The following is a 17273-nucleotide window of genomic DNA, read 5'->3' as shown; positions in this document are numbered from 1 at the left end:
TACTTAATTTATATGCGCTGATAGCTAAAATGGCGACTCATTGACTTATCAAGCCTGCTGCTTTAAAAGTGTGTTATTTGCCGTTAAAATGCGCAGCGTTGTTTTGAGCTCAGTTGGGGTGATGTTTGCTTTTCGTTTTTATTAACGCTCTATGTGCTTTGGCCATTTACATTCAAGCGCTTAAAAAAGGTATGCCAATTAAACGGTGGATTTTATTAGGGGCGCTAATAGGCCCTGGCGCATGGTGCTTATTTGGTTTGCATTACAGGCGTGCTTTTATACGCAACGTAGGCGCTGGTGCGTGTATATGGCGCCCGTAACATTACCTTATTTGCGCTAAATGTTTATTAGCACTAATAAGGCTTGGCGTAGAGTTGCTTTGTTGCTGTTTCAAAAAGGCCGTAAACTCATCTTTTGAAAGCGGTTTTGAATAGAAGTAGCCTTGTACGGTTTCACAATTTAGCGTTTTGAGTATGTCAATTTGGCTTGCTTGCTCCACACCTTCAGCAACCATATGTAAATCGAGGTTTTGCGCAATCGTCACGATAGAGTCAACCATGTTGCGGCCTCGTTCGGTTTTCATGTCATCAATAAATGCTTTGTCTACTTTTAAGGTATTCAGCGGAAATTGTTTTAAGTACGCTAAAGATGAATAACCTGTACCAAAATCGTCCATGGCTAAATGAATACCACGCGCACTTAGCGAGCGCATAATTGCAATGGCTTCTTGTGGGTCGTCCATTACCGTGCCCTCGGTAATTTCCAGCTCTAAAAAGTAAGAAGGTAGCTCGTTTTTTTGCAATATCACGTCAATACGGGTCGTTAAATCTGGCAAGCTAAACTGCTTAGCCGATAAGTTAACTGCAACGCGGCCGCTAAATAGCCCATCGTCTAGCCATTGTTTTACATCGCGACACGCTTTGTTTAAAACCACTTCACCAATTTCTATTATTTGCCCGGTTTCCTCAGCAATAGGAATAAATACACCGGGGCTAATAACGCCTTTTTTAGGGGTTATAAAGCGCACTAATGCTTCCATTCCGGTAAGTTTACCTGTGCGAATATTCATTTTTGGTTGGTAATACACTTCAAAATGGTTTTCTTTTAGACCAAAGCGCATTAGGTTTTCTATTTGTAAACGTTTAACCGCTTGGCGGTTCATGGTGTCGTTAAAAAACAGGTAACTATTGCCTTTCTTTTTAGCATGATACATGGCGGTATCAGCGTTTTTTAACAGCAGCTCTGGAGTACTGCCATCTTCAGGGAATAACACTATGCCTACGCTTGAGGTAATAGCGAGCTCGTGGCCTGCCATTTTAAATGGGGTCGCAATTGCAGCTAAAAATTGCTTTGCCATGCGAGTAATAACATGGATATCATTAGTATCTGCCATAACTAAGGCAAATTCATCACCCCCTAAGCGGTAAAAAACATCATTCTCACGGGTTAATTTATTTAATCGCATAGCCAGTTTTGCTAACAGGCTGTCGCCTAGCTGGTGGCCTAATGAATCATTAATCTTTTTAAAATTATCTAAATCAAATACCAAAAGGGCATGGTGGGTATTTTGTTTTACTAGCTTTTGTAGGTCGGTAAAAAATAAATTTCTGTTAGGTAAACTGGTCGTACGGTCTCTATTTGATAAATTATGCAGTTGCGATTGTGCATTTTTACGTTCGGTTAAATCTGAATAAACCACTACATAGTTTGTTATTTGGTGTTGATCGTTTTTTATCTCATCAATAGAAATCTCTATGGGCAGTAACACTCGCTCACTATTGCGCAGTTTTACCTCTTGTTGAATTCGCTCCCGCTCTCGTACTATATTTTTAACGTTTTCTGTGTAGCTTTTATCGTAACCAGGTAAATTAAAAGGCTTTTTGAGATATTGCTCTCTAACGCCACCAAAAAGCGTTAAAAAGCTGGGGTTAATATCAACTAAGTTAAAGTTTTTATCATATATAGCAAGTGCATCAGTGAGTGATTCTACACACTTAGCAAATAAATTGAGGCGCTCTTGTGTTGATTTTAACACTGAAATATCGCGCACTGTGCCGGTCATTCTCAGTGGCGCTAAGTTGGCATCTTTTTCTATTATTTTTCCGCGGTCTAATACCCAGTGCCAGTGGCCAAAGGTGTCTTTAATGCGGTAAGTGGCTTCAAAAAAAGCAGACTTTTGAGCAAAGTGTTTTTTTAATAAATGCTCTACTGAGGCAATATCGTGTGGGTGGATCAAGCTTTTATTTGGCGGAAACCCCATTAACGTTGTTGAATCCATCATGTATTTATCGTTAATACGAATAACTTCGCCAGTTTTTATATTCCAATCCCAAAGCGTATCGCCACTGCCTTCAACCGTGCTTTTTAAGCGCTTTTCCGAGAGGCTGTGCTGTAACCGAGAGCGCTTTAATTTATAAATTACAAATAATAGGTATGGCAAAGCCAGCGCAAGTAGGGCACTGGCAATAATTAAAACGGTGTTGGTATTTATATTAAAGGCGTGTTCAAAGGCAACCGCTGCGGGTGCTAGGCTTAGCAGCAACCAGTAAAAACCACATTTTATTGTTGTTATTTTTATCATTTGTTTTATTACTACTAATTAACAAATGATAATTTAAATCATGCCACTTGCAGAGTCAAAGAGATTGCGAGCAAAGCGGCATTTTTTGCGATTTATTTACTTTTGCGCTACTTAATAACTCATACCTTGGCCTATCTTTAGAAAAAGTAGCTATGGCATAACTTTTCATTTCTTCTAGGCTGAGGGCGTGCAGTGCCTCTAGCAGGCGTTTTTGCATATGAAAGTCATGATCTTTATTGCCTATTGCAAGCCAAAAGCGCTGTGAGCGTAACCGTAAGTTTTTATCTTTTTCAGCAATATGAGTTGTCAAACCTTGTTTATGCTGCTGCCATGTTGTTTCATCCAGGGAGTCTAGGTTAGCAATAAACTGGCTTACAAAATGATTATGCCTGTGCAGTAGAGTCTGAGCTTCAAATTTTGGTGATTGAATATAAAAAGCAATACCGGCGCGGGTGTTAAATGGTGCATAGCCAGAGCCAACTAAGTAACCTAGCTGTTGTGTGGTTCTCAGCTCGTTAAAATAGTCTTGGTTAATTATATGATTAAGTGCCATTAATTTAACTTTTTCATCCACTTCTGCAGTTTGTGCTTGGTAGTAAATGACCATGGCGTTATCACTGCATGGCAGTTCAAGTTCGCAGCGAGTCACTTGGTCTATCTCGTGCAGCGGGCGTGTTAAATCTTCAATAGCCGTGGCGTTTTTTAAATGCTCTGCCACTTTTTTATGAAATACCTTCGCGTCTGTTTGTTGCCAATTACCGTGTAAAAACGACTCAACATGTAAGGCTTTAAAAAAATCGGCTCTAAATTCGTTAAATTGCTGAAAACATGTATTTTTAAGTGCAGTGGCTAACTCGTCGGGTTGTGGGTTCCATGGCATTATTTTGGCACCTAACACGCTAAATAATTCACTCACGGGCTTATTTTGGTTGCTGTTGCGCCAGTGCCTTACCAATTGCTTTTTGTATTCGGCAAAGCGGCGTGCGCAAATATCAACATTAAACAGCGCATCAAGTAATTGTTCCACCAACTCTAGCTGACTAGTCGATAGCCCAGCGGTGTGCAACGTAAGCCCGCCTTGGTGAGAGGTTAAATGATAACTTAAACCTGCCAATTCTGCGGGGTAAAACTGCTCGCCAACACTGTCCATAAATAAATCACTAAAAAGGCGCGTTAATGCCATGTGCTTTACATCTTTTACTGCAAAGTGCGAGTCCATTGCTAAATAAAAATGACCTTTGGCCACTCTAAAGGTGTTGTCTTGTTTAAACCAAAAGTCAAACCCTGGCTCTTTAACTAACAGTAAAGGCTTGGTTTGGGGTTTTTCGACTTCGTATAACACCACTTCTTTTGTTAAATAGGGGTTTGCTGTGGGCAACAGCATAGTGCTCAGCGGTTTATTTATATGCGCAAGCGACTCCAGCCAATGCGGCGAAATTGGCTCAACTTTGTAAGGGGTGTTGTACCACGCGGTGGTGTGCTCAGCCTCTACGCCTGGATGAATAAGTACCAAGCGCATATTATGCGGGGTAAGCCATTGCATCGCCATTTCGTGAGTGGCTTTATTAAAGCCCTCCATTAAGTAATCGCCTTGCACATAGTTAGCTTCGTCGTAGTGCTGCATATTAATGCTTAGGTTACTTACCCAATCTATTAAGCGCGATTTTTCTTGGTTATCAAACGCAATTTGTAACAGGTTTTTTTTATCTTGATACAGGCGCGGTAGTTTGTCGGTGTTATCGTTGATTAGGCAAATATACTCAAACACAATTTCTATTATGTCTTCAAAGTATTCAATGCCTTCATCGGTAAGCGCCATGCTAATGTTAAAATCTTTAAAGTTACTGCCATTTATACCGCCGCCGGCAGAAAGTGCGTTAATCCACCCTTGCTCTTTTAAAATTGAGTACAACGAGCCTGCGCCTTCGTAGCCGAGTAAATGGGCTATAAAGCTGACGGTTTTGTGGCGATAAAAGTCATCGATATTTGGCATAGCAAAACTAATAATGAGTTTTTGCATGTGCTTGTGTGGTTCAATGTGCAGTACTTTGCCAATATCTTGCGCGCGATATAATGGCTCCTCAATAGGGGCTTTAAGCGCACCTTTATGGCCATTAATGCCACTAAAATAACGATGCGTCCACTGCGCAAGTGTATCAAGCGGTTCGTTGGCACAAATTACCAGTGTCATCCACTGCGCTTGATAGTGCTTATTAAAAAAATCTCTTAACTCGTCACTTATGCAGCGCTCTCTATCGGCGAGGGTATGTAAATTACCCACCGAAAATTTAGCAAAGGGGTGGGCTGGGTTTACGGTTTCTTTATGAGCCTGATAAATACGACGCCCATCATCTTTTATTTTTAATTTAAACTCAGCCTCTATGGCATTACGTTCTTTTTCGGTTTCCGCTGGGTTTAATAATGGGGCAATAAAAAAACGGCTAAATTGCGCAAGTGCTTTTTCAATGGCTTGGTTATTAATATCAAAGTAATAGCAGGTGTGCTCAGTGCCGGTCCAGGCGTTGGTGTTACCGCCCGATTGAGACACAAAATTATTAAAGCTTCCAGAATCAGGGTATTGGTCGGTACCTAAAAAAAGCATATGCTCTAAAAAGTGTGCAAGGCCTTGCCTGTCAAGGGGGTCATCAAAATGGCCAGCGTTAACCGCCATAGAAGCAGCGGCTTTAGTTGAATCTTTATCTTGCACTAATAATACTTTTAGCCCATTGTCGAGTGTAATGGCGCGGTATGCTCTGTTATCATTGCGGCTGATATTCAAATGATGCTCCTGAAACTAGACGTTTACTTGTTAACAACAGATGATAGCTTCAGGACAGCGAAAAAATAGCGAAAAGATTTACCTGAATATCATGAGAGAATTATTCTTTGGAATAATAGTTAATATAGCGGACAAATGGGCAAACTGGCTACTGTTTTATATTCATTAATCGGTTGATTTTTTATGAAAACAATCTTAATTATGCGCCACGGCGAAGCGACACCGATGCAAGCTAACGACGCAGCAAGAAACCTAACTCCGAAAGGCCATGCAGAAGCAGAAAAAATGGGCTTATGGCTACACAAACACTTTTCTGTTGATGCGTTATTGGTAAGTCCTTACTCGCGCGCGCAGCAAACGGCTAAAGAAGTTGAAAAAAACAATGTATTTAAATTTAGTGAAACCTGTAGCGACATAATCCCCGAGGGAAAGCCACAAATAGCAGCTGATTATTTAGAAACACTTATTGCCATGCATCCTCAGTGTAATACCTGGTTAGTGGTCGCCCATATGCCTATTGTGAGCTATATAGTTGATCAGCTCAGCCCGGGTAATATGCCTATTTTTAACACCGCAGCAGTTGCTGTAATTCAGTATGACGAAACATCACAGCGCAGTGAATATGTAAATATTAACGCGCCTGCCAACATATAGAGAAAAGAGATAACAATGAGTATAGAACGCCTTGAAACGGGTGCGCGCATGAGCCGTATAGTTAAACATAATGGAACCGTTTATTTATGCGGACAAGTATGCAGCGATGCAGAGCAAAACATTACAGAGCAAACGCAAACTATGCTCGACAAAGTAGAGGCCTTACTTGAGCAGGCGGGGAGTTCTAAAAAACATATGCTAAGCGCAACTATTTACGTTAAGAGCATGGAATATTTTGCCGATATGAATGCTGTATGGGATGCGTGGGTGCCAGAAGGTTATGCACCAGCACGCGCCTGTGTTGAAGCTAAAATGGCGCGCGATGCGCTATTGGTCGAAATTTCGGTAGTGGCCGCACTTAAATAAGCGTTTTATAAAAGCACAGCAAGCCAAAACGAAAAGCTTACTACACTAAGCACCGTTGAAAGCACCACTGCACCGGCGAGCGTAACTTGATGCGTATTTAATTGGCTTGCAATTAAATACGCATTAACGCCAACAGGCGAGGCGCTTAGCAATACCAGTACGTTACGAATTTGCGTATCTAGTACAAACACCCACGTAGCTGCTACGCACACAGCAGCAGGCAAAATCAGTATTTTTAACAGTGAAGAAATAAGGGCCGGCTGCCAATTTGCTGCCACTTTATAAAACACCAAATTAGCGCCTAACACAAATAAAGCACATGCAATAGCAGGGCTGGCGATTAGCTTTAAGGCATTGGCTAAATTAGCAAATAATGTAATTCCCGACACATTTAAAAGTAATCCACAGCCAATACTTAACACTATAGGGTTAAGGACCATGTTTTTAGCAAATTTTGCCCACGAGAAGTCAGCTGTGTTTCCTTTCGCGCCTATTAAATAAGTTAACGCAAAAAGCAGCGTGCTATGAAATGTGATGATCATAAAGGCGATAGCAATCATGTCTTTGCCAAGTGAAGCAATAACAATGGGTATACCCACTAACACCATATTTGAATAACTACCGGCAAGACCAAACACACTATGCTGTTGATAATTTCCAGCATTGGCTTGTTTAATTAAATAGTACCTATCAATAAGTATGCCCAAAGCAAATACCGCTAATACAGGAATATAAAAGCTTAAAAATGCTTCGAGGCTAATACTTTGATGCAAATTTATTTGCGACATATTGAGCATTAAAAAGGCGGGTAAGCTCACATAAAAAGTAAATTTACTTAAGCCGGCAATATGCTGCTGATTAAAAAACTTAAAATAACAACAGGTGTAGCCCAGTGCGACAATAAAAATTAAGGGAAAAATAATCGAAAAAATTTGCACGTATTCTTCCTTTAATTAGCGTCTAAACTCATCGCTTTGCGGTAAATCAATTAAAATCAGCACGGCACCGCGCCCGCCATATTCTAGCGGTGCTTGGTGCATGGCAATTACATCGGGGTGCTGTACCAAATACTGCGGTACTTTGTGTTTTAAAACACGCTCGCCAATGCCATGCACTATGCACGCGCAGTAATAATGCTGTTTTTTGCACTCGTGAATAAGTCCCGCGAGTTCATCTTTTGCACGTTCTTTATTAAGCCCGTGCAGATCGAGTGTTAAATCGGGTGCAAAGTCGCCGCGTCGTAACTGTTTTGCTAAAAAAGAGTCGTGGCCATTTTGCACGTAATTAATGGTGCTATTTGTGTCTATATCGGGAATATATTCGTCAGAGAAGAAAAATTCAGACTCAACCTGCTTTTTTTGCTGGGCAAATTGCTTCGCTTGTGACACCTTAGGTTTTGTATCAAACCTATGGGTATCTTGTTTAAACACCTTAGCGCCTGTAATTGTTTGGCGAAAAAGGTCAATGTCGTCATTGCTTAGGGACGATTGTGATGAGATGTCTTTTTTCATAAATTTTACCTAAACAAAAAAACGTAAAAACGCAGCGCAAAAGGCGGTACAATATAAAGGTGAGGGGCAATTGTAATTTGCTCAGCACAGTTAGGCAATGCAATCGTCGCAAAGACTCAAAACAGTCAGTTAGCTAAAACAGGTAAAAAATATGAGTGATTTACAAATAGAAGAAGCAACACTTGATGAAGCTGTTGCAGAACTGTCAACGTTACATGACTGGTTACGCTGGACTACAAGCCAATTTGCAAGTAGTGGAATATTTTTTGGACATGGCACAGATAACGCGTGGGATGAAGCTGTTAGCTTATTACTGCCTGCACTAAGTTTACCTATTGATGCCCCCAAAGAGTTAATGCATGCGCGGTTAACAAGCACAGAAAAAAACCGCCTAGCAGGGTTAATCGCAGAGCGTATAAATGACTGCACGCCGGTTCCTTATTTAACAAACATTGCTTGGTTTGCGGGCATGCCATTTTATGTTGATGAGCGTGTGCTTATTCCGCGCTCGCCGTTTGCTGAACTTATTGCTAATAAGTTTTCACCGTGGCTTGAGCAGCCGCAAAGCGTTAACCGTATTTTAGATTTATGCACAGGCTCTGCTTGTATTGCTATTGCGCTTGCTCAAGCGTTTGAAGCGGCACAAGTCGATGCGGTTGATATTTCGTATGAAGCGCTTGAAGTAGCAGATATAAACATAAACGACTATATGCTAAGTGACCGCGTACTGCCTATTCAGTCAGATGTATTTAGTGGAGTGCCAGGGCAAAAGTATGACCTAATAGTAGCCAACCCTCCGTATGTTGATGCTGAGGACATGGCTGATTTACCACGAGAATTTCATCATGAGCCTGAGCTTGGTTTAGCATCTGGGCATGATGGCTTAGACGTTACACGTACTATTTTAGAGCATGCTAGCAATCATCTAACTGATAACGGTTTGTTATTTGTAGAAGTTGGTAACTCTATGGTACATATGGATGCTTTATATCCGGGCGCACCATTTGAGTGGGTTGAGTTTGAGCAAGGCGGCTTAGGTGTATTTGTAATAAGCAAAGCGCAGCTTGATACGTATTTTGCAAAATAAATTTTAGGCCGAGCGTATGCTCGGCAACTTTTGTAGTCATTAGGAATGAGGAAAGTTAATGGCAGGTAATAGCATAGGGCAGTTGTTTAAAGTGTCCACCTTTGGTGAGAGCCACGGCGTTGCCCTAGGCGGTGTTGTAGATGGTACTCCCGCAGGCCTTGAGATCACAGAGGCTGACTTACAAATTGATTTAGACCGTCGTAAACCTGGGCAAAGCCGCTATACAACGCAGCGCCGAGAAGACGATCAAATAAAAATTCTTTCAGGCGTTTTTGAAGGTAAAACCACAGGCACAAGTATTGGTTTACTTATCGAAAATACCGATCAACGCTCAAAAGACTACGGTAAAATTAAAGATGTGTTTCGCCCAGGTCATGGCGATTACACTTACTGGCACAAATACGGCCTGCGCGATTATCGCGGCGGTGGTCGCTCTTCTGCGCGTGAAACCGCAATTCGTGTAGCGGCAGGCGCAATTGCTAAAAAATACTTAAAGCAGTTTCACGGTATTGAAGTAAAAGCATGTTTAAGCCAACTTGGGCCAATAAAAGCCGAAAGTTACGACTGGGATGAAGTTGAAAACAACTTATTCTTTTTCCCTGATGCAAGTAAGCTAGAAGCGCTTGATGAGTACATGCGAGACCTTAAAAAGCAAGGTGACTCAGTGGGCGCTAAAGTAAAAGTAGTGGCTAGCAACGTACCGGTAGGATTAGGCGAGCCTGTATTTGATAGGCTAGATGCTGAAATTGCGCATTCACTAATGAGCATTAATGCCGTTAAAGGTGTAGAAATTGGCGATGGCTTTGATGTGGTAGAGCAAAAAGGCTCAGAGCATCGTGATGAGTTAACCCCAGAAGGCTTTACCTCAAACCACGCGGGTGGCGTACTTGCTGGTATTTCTACAGGGCAAGATATTATTGCCTCTATTGCGCTTAAGCCTACATCAAGTATCACTATTCCAGGTAAAAGCATTAATACTGAAAACGAAGCAGTAGAGATGATAACCAAAGGGCGTCATGATCCGTGCGTTGGTATTCGTGCAATCCCTATTGCTGAGGCAATGATGGCCATTACCTTAATGGACCATTTACTGCGCCAGCGCGGGCAAAACCCACATGTTAACCACGAACATGGACCAATTAACGGCTCTGTTTAAGTCATTTCTGGGAGCGCGGTTAGGTTTTACGAACCGCGCTCATTTTAATTTAAATAAGATCAATTGCCTGTTTTGCTACCATATAAAGCTTTTTGATCATCAAACCGAGCACCCACCTGATGAACTGTTTGCTTAGTTCTTTAACCTCGTAAGTTTTTTTTCCTACAAATGCAAGCATATGACCAATTAAGCCTTTTAACTCTTCAGTTAATTCTACAAATTTGACTACAGAATCAAATAAACATCGAGCAAGCGTATCATAGAAAGTTAGGCCGAGGCCTAAACCCGCTTGGACGGAAATAAAAGCGTATTGTCCTGTTTTCTTTAAAAAAGTTATTAAGCCGTCTGTAATTATTCGTTGCCATTTAAGTGAAAAGGTTACGTTATAACGCGATGAATACTTTAGAACAGTATGATTATGATGTAGGGTCTTCAAAGAATTTTCCATACTTGCATAATCACTGTATGCAGCGACGGTATTGACGTAACCAGGTTCACTTTTTTCCATAGAGTGTGCGGCAAGACTAAAAAAAGATCCTTCATTCATAGCAGTTTGGTATTCATTAGAGGTATGGCTGAATGGCCAGGCAGGTACACAAGGAACAGGGTCGGCGCCATGAGTAACTCGATATTGACCGATATTATTTGCTGCTGAATGTATTGAATTACTTAATACCACCCTAGGCGCACCAAACGTATATAAATTAGTAGGTATACCTTTTTTGCTAGCCCAAATAGCAGTAAGCTGAGCAATTGCACCACCTAAACTGTGCCCTACAATATGCAAAAATTCTGGTTTATGCTTTTTTATATAAGAATTAAACATGGGTTCCATACTAGTGAAGGCTTTCTCGAAGCCTGAATGTACTTCCAAATTTTTAGGACCAAGGGTAGTTGCAACATTTAAGTTAGTTAGCCAATCTGCACAAGATGAGAAAACGGTTCCACGAATGCCAATAATATGGTGGTTTTTGAATTGTGATGAAACACCTTCAGCAGTTAAAGCGAAGCCTGTCGTACGGTTCAAAAGCTGATTTATTAGCCCACCACTAACCCCCTGAATTTGATTGTTAGTCACTTTAAAGTTTCTCACAAAGTCATTATGAAACTCTCCGCTGAAGTCATAACTTTTTCTTATATCATAAACTCTATTCGCGACAGAAGCAGCTGTGCTTGGTGATATTGTTTTATTCATAGTTCAACCTTCTTCCCTGTAAAACGTTCTGTTAAATCATTTAAATCGCCATTATGGATTTCGTACTTTTCTTCACCGTTTTCCATAACCCATGTAGGATTGTAATCTTCATCCCATCTGCAAATGCTTGTTGCAGTTCTATTGAGGTATTTATTGGTGTTATTTTTAAATTCAAATCTGACCAATTGATTAGTTATTTCACACTTTAAAAAATCAAGCTTTTTGGTGAATTCAGGTAACTCTGAAATGCCTGGTTGTGTGGCCCCCCACAAACCAATAACTAAGTTGTTATCTTTACGAATAAAAATCTTCTGATGGACACGGTCTTCGGAAATTAATTTATTCGGGATAGAAGAAAGTATAGTTTTCTTTGATAAATGAAATCGTCCGTCATCTCCTGTCATTACAGAATCAAGTCGTTCAACGCCATCAATATATGTTAATGAACGTATTATTTCTAAATCAGCAATTGGTATGCCATTTTCAGTGACGACGCCGTTGACTTCAGGGCTTAAAAATACTTCTTTCTTTTTTCTGAACCAGCTAAACATATCTTCTCCTTGACTAAGGGCCGGAAAAACAATAGCACAAAAAAGAATCAATAGGATGGCTAATCGAGGTAAATAAATAGATTTATTCATAGGCAATCCTTGCATAATTTTCTTAGATTTTAACTAAGAAAAAAATGTATGTAAAGTGAACTGTACCTGTTTTTATAAGGTGCCTTAATTGCTAATAAAAGTACGCAATTCTTCCTCTAGCACTTTTCTTTTATATAAGTAGTCTTTATAGATTATTAACTCCCGAGGGTACTTTATATTTTGGGCAGATGTTTCCGTATTTATTCTGTAGGCGTACTAATATTTTTTATATTAAATTCATCGTTGAAAGTATTCCATTAGTTTTTAATAATTCATTAAGTATTAATATCCTTAGTGTTTATATATGACAACCTCACATAAAAAGTAGCTATTATGAGTAAAAATATTCAAACTAACCTCTCGCATGCTGAATATGAATCAACATTAAAACGTTTGGAAAAGTTTAGTCATTATACCGATAGCAGCATTGCCATCCCTTTTACTAAATTTAACATAGGGCTAGAGGCGGTGATTGGCTTAATACCCGTAATAGGGGATGCTGCAGGACTTATTTTATCAAGCTATGTGCTAATAGAAGCGCAGCGCTTAGGCGTGAGTAAACGTATAAAGAGTAAAATGATTATTAATATGCTGATTGATTTTGTAGGCGGCTTAGTTCCATTTTTTGGCGATATATTTGATGCTTTTTTTAAAGCCAACACCCGCAATACCCGTTTATTAAAAAAACATTTAAATGCGCAGTTAGATAATTGATAGTAATACTGTTTTTTTAGAGGCTTTAAATTTAGCATTAAGAATAAAAAACAAAGTGTTGTTGGTTGTTTAATCACCTAGTAAGGTAGGGAAGCCTATTCACTTTGGTATATACAAAATGCAATTATTTATCGGTAATAAAAACTATTCTAGCTGGTCATTACGCGCATGGTATTTAATGAGTAAATTTGATGTCCCGTTTGACGAAACCCAGCTTGTGCTCGACACCAGTGACTTTTACGACGAACTAAAACAACACTTCCACGTTCAAAAAGTGCCGGCGTTAATTGATGGTGATTTGCAAGTGTGGGACTCGCTCGCAATTTGTGAATATATTAACGATGCCTATTTATCGGGAGCAGGGTGGCCTAAATATATTACTCAGCGAGCTACAGCGCGCGCATTAAGCGCTGAAATGCATGCCGGCTTTATGGCACTGAGAAACGAAATGCCGATGAATATAAGAGCCACACGTAAAGTAACGCTATCAAGTGCTGCACTAAAAGATATTCAACGTATTGATGAGATATTTTCCCAGCAGCAAGATATGTTTCCTAATGAATGGTTTTTTGGCGACTTTAGTATTGCCGATGCGATGTACGCCCCCATTGTACTTCGTTTAAAAACGTATCAGATTACCTTATCCCCAGCGGCGCAGCAGTATTGTGATTTTGTGATGCGTTGCCCTGTTTTGCAAAAGTGGATAACCCAAGCACTTACAGAAACCGATATAGTGCAGTGCGATGAGGCGGGAGTAGAGGTATAACTCGCTCATCACTTTTACTTTAAAGGTAAAAGCCCGTACAATTCGTCTCGTTTTTAGTGCGCTAATTTTGCGCTGTAACCGAGACGAATTAATCAGTTTTTATGCATCATATAGCCGATCTTATATCTATTTTCGATAGTGTTTTTTATCAAAGCCATAACACTCGCTTAGTAAAAGGCGATGATGAGCCTGTTTATCTACCTGCCAATAATACCCATGGTTTTAATCAAATTGTATTTGCACACGGCTTTTACGCCAGTGCCCTACATGAAATAGCGCATTGGTTAGTGGCTGGCAATAAACGCAGAGAGCTTGAAGATTATGGGTATTGGTACTGCCCAGATGGGCGAGATAAACACCAGCAGGCTGAATTTGAAAACGTAGAAATAAAACCACAAGCCATAGAGTGGCTGCTCAGCACCGCTGCTGGCTTTGATTTTAATGTGTCGGTAGATAACTTGAACGGTGAGCAAACTTGTCGGTTTGACTTTCAGGCGCGAGTACACCAGCAAGTATTAATGTTATTAGAGCAGGGAGTTAACGCACGTACCCATGCATTATTAAAAGCGTTAAGTGATTTTTATAAAACACCGTGGCCGTTAACCGCTCAACAATTTAATTGGCACCACCCTCAGGAGTTACAAAATGCAGTTTAAGTTAGGCTTAATTATTAACCCTGTTGCAGGACTTGGTGGCAGCGTTGCTTTAAAAGGCAGTGATGGCGAAAACACTGCTGCAAAGGCAATTGAGCTGGGTGCGCAAGCCAAAGCTAACAGCCGCACACAGGCTGCCCTAGAAGTACTTGTACCCTATAAAGAGCAGTTAACAATTTATACTGTAAATGGCGATATGGGCGAAAAAGCAGCACGCGCACTAGGCTTTAATGTTGAAGTAATTTATACCGCCAATACCGTAACAAGCGCCGATGATACAGAGGCTAGCGCTAAACTACTTAAAAATTTAGGCGTAGATTTAGTCCTGTTTGCTGGTGGCGATGGTACTGCGCGCAATATTTGTCATGCCATAGAAGATACCGTGCCAGTGCTGGGTATACCTGCTGGCTGTAAAATTCACTCTGGCGTATATGCAATTACACCTAAAGCAGCAGGGCGCGTAGTAGAAATGCTAGTAAAAGGCGAGCTAGTTACACTTGCAGATGCCGATGTAATGGATATTGACGAAGAGGCGTTTAGGCAAGGCACCGTAAAAGCTAAGTGCTACGGTGAAATGCAAATACCAAGCGAAGTACGTTATGTACAAGCGGTTAAAAATGGTGGTAAAGAAACAGATGAATTAGTACTTGCCGACATTGCCGCGCATGTGGTGAGCGAAATGGATGAAGACACCTATTACATTATGGGTAGTGGCTCAACTGTTGAAGCAATAATGCAAGAAATGGGGCTGGATAATACTTTATTAGGCGTAGATTTAATTAAAGATCAAACCCTAGTTGCGCAAGACTTAACTGCTAAACAGCTACTTGAGTACACGCACGGGCAAGCTACTCAATTAGTTATTACATTAATAGGCGGGCAAGGCCATATTTTTGGCCGAGGGAATCAGCAGCTAAGCCCTGAGCTTATTCGCACTATTGGCAAAGAAAACATTATTGTGGTGGCAACTAAAACCAAATTACACGCGTTGAACGGGCGTCCACTTATTTGTGACACCGGCGACAGCGCTTTAGATGATGAATTAACAGGTTACATTAAAGTAACCACCGGCTATAACGACCATATTATGTATGCTGTCGGTTATGAAAACCAGGAGAAGTAACCCAATGAGTTTAGTGAATTATATTGATGCTGCGCAGCAATACTTTGATGATTTAGTAATTAAAGCAACAGATGATGAGCTGTTCGCTGGTGGTTACTTGCGCGGACATTACGACCTTGCAGTAGGTTATGCAGAAGTAGAAGAGCTGACAATTTCTATTGATGAGCTCAACGAAACCGTAGAGCAGAGCTTAGTTAAAGCATACCGCAATGGCGAGCTAAACGAAGAAGATAAAACCTTGGTTGTTAGGCTTTGGGAAGAAGTGAAAGCCCTCGCTTAACCGATGTTTAGTTCACAATTATAAAAACGCGGCGACGATAATGAAGCCGCGTTTTTTTATGCTCTATTTGTGCCCATAATAGATTTATTAGTTAATTTACTGTTACACATTAATGGTATATTGTTACTTAAACCTATTTTGGGAGCTTTAAATGAACAATAATAATCAAGCTGCGGTACCTACAGGGTTAATCGCGCGTTTTTTAAACTTTGTGGAGCGAGTTGGTAATAAACTTCCCGATCCGGCGATTATTTTCTTATTCGCTATGTTACTTATTTGGTTGTGCTCGTGGTTACTGTCGGGGATTAGCTTTGACGCGTTAGACCCACGGACAGGCCAAGCCATTGTTGTAAATAACCTATTAGAGGGCGACTCACTCGCCTCATTTTTATCTTCTATGGTAAAAACCTTTACAGGCTTTGCACCGCTAGGGGTGGTACTGGTTGCCATGTTAGGCGTGGGAGTGGCTGAGCACTCAGGTTATATCAATACAGGCCTTAAGCTAATGCTTAAAGTTACCCCAAGGCAACTGCTAACCCCTTCAGTCATTTTGGTAGCTATTGTAAGCCATACAGCAACCGATGCTGGCTACGTATTAGTGATCCCATTAGCGGGTGTTATTTTCTTTGCCGCAGGGCGACACCCATTAGCGGGTATTGCAGCCGCATTTGCTGGTGTGAGTGGTGGATTTGGCGCTAACTTTATTCCATCAGGAATAGACCCATTACTGCAAAGCTTTACCCAAAGTGCAGCGCAAATTATTAACCCCGATATGTCGATTAACCCGCTTAATAACTGGGCGTTCACTTCTGCCTCGAGTTTATTTATTGTGTTATTAGGCTGGTATATCACTGATAAAATAATAGAGCCTCGGTTAAAAAACACAGCACTTAATGAAGACACCCAAAACTTACCCGCGTTTGATGAAGCTAAAAGTGATGAAAAACGTGCTTTTTTTATAGCCAGTAGCGTAATGATTGCAGGACTTGCTTTACTTGCGTTTGTATCCGCTCCTGCCGATTCAGCAATGCGCAGTGCCGATGGCTCACTAACTAATTTTAGATCGCCCCTGATGCAATCTATCGTGCCTTTAATCTTTTTATTATTTTGGATACCCGGTGCCGTGTATGGTTTTACCGTTGGTACCTTTAAAAACTCAAAAAATATGATAGATGCGATGAGTACCGCGATGAGTGGCATGGCTTATTACATTGTAATGGCGTTCTTTTGTGCGTTGTTTATTGCTGCGTTTTCTAAGTCTAACTTAGGGGCATTAATGGCCATTGAAGGGGCGCAGCTTTTAAAAGCAATGGAGTTGCCCAGCGCCGTAACGGTTGTAGGTATTATATTTTTAACCGGCTTTGTAAACTTGTTCGTAGGCTCAAGCTCTGCAAAATGGGCATTACTGGGGCCTATTTTTGTACCAATGTTAATGCAACTAGGTATATCACCCGATTTAACCCAAGCGGCTTACAGAATCGGAGACTCTAGCTCAAACATTATTACCCCACTTATGCCGTATTTCCCATTGGTTGTGGTGTACTGCCAAAAGTACGTAAAAGATACCGGTATAGGCACGCTCATCGCGCTTATGATCCCTTACTCAATCGCGTTTATGATTGGCTGGAGTATTTTCTTGCTAGGGTATTGGGCACTCGGTATTCCGTTAGGGTTAGATGCGAGTTACGTTTATCCGGCGTTACCTTAACTTAAACCTTAATTTATGAACCTCACTCACTTGAGTGAGGTTTTTATATAAAATTGCTG

16 protein-coding genes are annotated in these 17273 nt (G+C 40.8%); 10 read left to right on the top strand and 6 right to left on the bottom strand.

What is annotated here, in order from left to right; all coding sequences use genetic code 11:
• Positions 1-322: 322 nt before the first annotated feature.
• Together CWB60_RS05340 and CWB60_RS05335 are read right to left on the bottom strand one after the other, a co-directional pair.
• Complete coding sequence (locus tag CWB60_RS05340) at positions 323-2581, bottom strand: sensor domain-containing protein (RefSeq protein WP_138628004.1); 2259 nt, start codon at positions 2579-2581, stop codon at positions 323-325.
• A gap of 55 nt (positions 2582-2636) precedes the next feature.
• Entirely contained in the window at positions 2637-5360 is a 2724-nt protein-coding gene (locus CWB60_RS05335) for an insulinase family protein (RefSeq protein ID WP_138577470.1), read from the bottom strand.
• Positions 5361-5543: 183 nt separating this feature from the next.
• Here CWB60_RS05335 and sixA point away from each other — a divergent pair, with 183 nt between their 5' ends.
• Entirely contained in the window at positions 5544-6014 is a 471-nt protein-coding gene (gene sixA, locus CWB60_RS05330) for a phosphohistidine phosphatase SixA (protein WP_004587298.1), read from the top strand.
• Positions 6015-6029: 15 nt separating this feature from the next.
• Entirely contained in the window at positions 6030-6380 is a 351-nt protein-coding gene (locus tag CWB60_RS05325; protein ID WP_004587297.1) for a RidA family protein, read from the top strand.
• A gap of 5 nt (positions 6381-6385) precedes the next feature.
• Here CWB60_RS05325 and CWB60_RS05320 read toward each other — a convergent pair whose 3' ends face one another.
• Positions 6386-7318, bottom strand: a complete 933-nt coding sequence (locus tag CWB60_RS05320; RefSeq protein ID WP_138577468.1) for an AEC family transporter — start codon at positions 7316-7318, stop codon at positions 6386-6388.
• 15 nt (positions 7319-7333) lie between these two features.
• The gene (gene smrB / locus CWB60_RS05315; protein ID WP_024031888.1) at positions 7334-7891 is read right to left on the bottom strand and encodes an endonuclease SmrB; all 558 of its coding nucleotides are present in this window, start codon (positions 7889-7891) and stop codon (positions 7334-7336) included.
• A 151-nt stretch (positions 7892-8042) separates the two neighbouring features.
• Between smrB and prmB the strand changes: the two genes are divergently transcribed.
• Together prmB and aroC are read left to right on the top strand one after the other, a co-directional pair.
• A complete protein-coding gene (gene prmB / locus CWB60_RS05310; protein WP_138577466.1) occupies positions 8043-8978 on the top strand; it encodes a 50S ribosomal protein L3 N(5)-glutamine methyltransferase in 936 nt (311 codons plus the stop codon).
• 58 nt (positions 8979-9036) lie between these two features.
• Positions 9037-10134: a chorismate synthase gene (gene aroC, locus CWB60_RS05305; RefSeq protein ID WP_024031890.1), complete on the top strand. Its 1098-nt coding sequence runs from the start codon at positions 9037-9039 to the stop codon at positions 10132-10134.
• A gap of 49 nt (positions 10135-10183) precedes the next feature.
• On the opposite strand, the gene CWB60_RS05300 is transcribed toward aroC, so the two are convergent.
• Both CWB60_RS05300 and CWB60_RS05295 read right to left on the bottom strand, forming a co-directional pair.
• Positions 10184-11329, bottom strand: a complete 1146-nt coding sequence (locus tag CWB60_RS05300) for a lipase family protein (RefSeq protein ID WP_138577464.1) — start codon at positions 11327-11329, stop codon at positions 10184-10186.
• A complete protein-coding gene (locus CWB60_RS05295; protein ID WP_138577462.1) occupies positions 11326-11970 on the bottom strand; it encodes a DUF6795 domain-containing protein in 645 nt (214 codons plus the stop codon). The genes CWB60_RS05300 and CWB60_RS05295 overlap by 4 nt, the downstream gene beginning before the upstream one ends.
• Before the next feature lie 333 nt (positions 11971-12303).
• Here CWB60_RS05295 and CWB60_RS05290 point away from each other — a divergent pair, with 333 nt between their 5' ends.
• The 6 genes from CWB60_RS05290 to CWB60_RS05265 all read left to right on the top strand — a co-directional run bounded on the left by CWB60_RS05290 (position 12304) and on the right by CWB60_RS05265 (position 17214).
• The gene (locus tag CWB60_RS05290) at positions 12304-12684 is read left to right on the top strand and encodes a DUF4112 domain-containing protein (RefSeq protein ID WP_138577460.1); all 381 of its coding nucleotides are present in this window, start codon (positions 12304-12306) and stop codon (positions 12682-12684) included.
• 118 nt (positions 12685-12802) lie between these two features.
• Positions 12803-13450 carry a glutathione S-transferase family protein gene (locus CWB60_RS05285; protein ID WP_138577458.1) on the top strand — a complete coding sequence of 216 codons (648 nt, stop codon included), beginning with the start codon at positions 12803-12805 and terminating at the stop codon, positions 13448-13450.
• Between the two features lie 101 nt (positions 13451-13551).
• Positions 13552-14106, top strand: a complete 555-nt coding sequence (locus CWB60_RS05280) for an elongation factor P hydroxylase (RefSeq protein ID WP_055253038.1) — start codon at positions 13552-13554, stop codon at positions 14104-14106.
• Positions 14096-15226, top strand: coding sequence for an ATP-NAD kinase family protein (locus CWB60_RS05275; RefSeq protein WP_138577456.1), 1131 nt, complete (start codon positions 14096-14098; stop codon positions 15224-15226). Before CWB60_RS05280 ends, CWB60_RS05275 begins: the two co-directional genes overlap by 11 nt.
• 4 nt (positions 15227-15230) lie before the next feature.
• Positions 15231-15506, top strand: a complete 276-nt coding sequence (locus CWB60_RS05270; protein ID WP_004587288.1) for a YfcL family protein — start codon at positions 15231-15233, stop codon at positions 15504-15506.
• 151 nt (positions 15507-15657) lie between these two features.
• Positions 15658-17214, top strand: a complete 1557-nt coding sequence (locus CWB60_RS05265) for an AbgT family transporter (RefSeq protein WP_138577454.1) — start codon at positions 15658-15660, stop codon at positions 17212-17214.
• Positions 17215-17273 lie beyond the last annotated feature (59 nt).

The sequence above is a fragment of the Pseudoalteromonas sp. S327 genome, from assembly GCF_005886415.1.
Taxonomy (GTDB): domain Bacteria; phylum Pseudomonadota; class Gammaproteobacteria; order Enterobacterales; family Alteromonadaceae; genus Pseudoalteromonas; species Pseudoalteromonas atlantica.
The sequence above is the reverse complement of the archived record's forward strand: the minus strand, read 5'-3'. Positions and strand labels throughout refer to the sequence as shown.

Coding starts and splice junctions, on each gene's coding strand:
- CWB60_RS05300 (WP_138577464.1), bottom strand. CDS start 11,329: ATGAATAAAACAATATCACCAAGCACAGCTGCTTCTGTCGCGAATAGA.
- CWB60_RS05270 (WP_004587288.1), top strand. CDS start 15,231: ATGAGTTTAGTGAATTATATTGATGCTGCGCAGCAATACTTTGATGAT.
- prmB (WP_138577466.1), top strand. CDS start 8,043: ATGAGTGATTTACAAATAGAAGAAGCAACACTTGATGAAGCTGTTGCA.
- CWB60_RS05325 (WP_004587297.1), top strand. CDS start 6,030: ATGAGTATAGAACGCCTTGAAACGGGTGCGCGCATGAGCCGTATAGTT.
- aroC (WP_024031890.1), top strand. CDS start 9,037: ATGGCAGGTAATAGCATAGGGCAGTTGTTTAAAGTGTCCACCTTTGGT.
- CWB60_RS05280 (WP_055253038.1), top strand. CDS start 13,552: ATGCATCATATAGCCGATCTTATATCTATTTTCGATAGTGTTTTTTAT.
- sixA (WP_004587298.1), top strand. CDS start 5,544: ATGAAAACAATCTTAATTATGCGCCACGGCGAAGCGACACCGATGCAA.
- CWB60_RS05290 (WP_138577460.1), top strand. CDS start 12,304: ATGAGTAAAAATATTCAAACTAACCTCTCGCATGCTGAATATGAATCA.
- smrB (WP_024031888.1), bottom strand. CDS start 7,891: ATGAAAAAAGACATCTCATCACAATCGTCCCTAAGCAATGACGACATT.
- CWB60_RS05265 (WP_138577454.1), top strand. CDS start 15,658: ATGAACAATAATAATCAAGCTGCGGTACCTACAGGGTTAATCGCGCGT.
- CWB60_RS05340 (WP_138628004.1), bottom strand. CDS start 2,581: ATGATAAAAATAACAACAATAAAATGTGGTTTTTACTGGTTGCTGCTA.
- CWB60_RS05295 (WP_138577462.1), bottom strand. CDS start 11,970: ATGAATAAATCTATTTATTTACCTCGATTAGCCATCCTATTGATTCTT.
- CWB60_RS05275 (WP_138577456.1), top strand. CDS start 14,096: ATGCAGTTTAAGTTAGGCTTAATTATTAACCCTGTTGCAGGACTTGGT.
- CWB60_RS05285 (WP_138577458.1), top strand. CDS start 12,803: ATGCAATTATTTATCGGTAATAAAAACTATTCTAGCTGGTCATTACGC.